Origin of the sequence: Ensifer sp. ZNC0028, assembly GCF_000799055.1 — a bacterium.
Classification (GTDB): Bacteria; Pseudomonadota; Alphaproteobacteria; order Rhizobiales; family Rhizobiaceae; genus Ensifer.
The window spans coordinates 1-315 of sequence record NZ_JTLA01000186.1 but is presented as its reverse complement, the minus strand read 5'-3'; the positions used below and the strand labels follow the sequence as shown (position 1 = coordinate 315).

Here is a 315-nt window from a genome sequence, read left to right as displayed (position 1 = left end):
CGCGGTGGAGGATGTCGACGATCGCCCAGGAACTGCCGGGAACCAGCTCGGCCGGCTTGAAGACGACGGTGTTGCCGTAGCAAAGTGCCGGCGCGATCTTCCAGGCGGGGATGGCGATCGGGAAGTTCCAGGGTGTGATGACGCCGACGACGCCGATCGGCTCGCGGGTGATCTCGACGCCGATATTGGGTCTTGCCGACGGCAGCACTTCGCCTGCCAACCGCAGGCATTCGCCGGCGAAGAAGTCGAAGATCTGGCTGGCGCGCACGGTCTCGCCGATGCCTTCGGCCAATGTCTTGCCTTCCTCGCGCGACA

1 protein-coding gene is annotated in these 315 nt (G+C 65.4%); it reads right to left on the bottom strand.

The genetic code is table 11. The features are described from left to right. Positions 1 to 315, bottom strand: a 315-nt coding sequence (locus L981_RS32135) for an aldehyde dehydrogenase family protein (RefSeq protein WP_043626560.1), incomplete at both ends; no start/stop codon positions are given.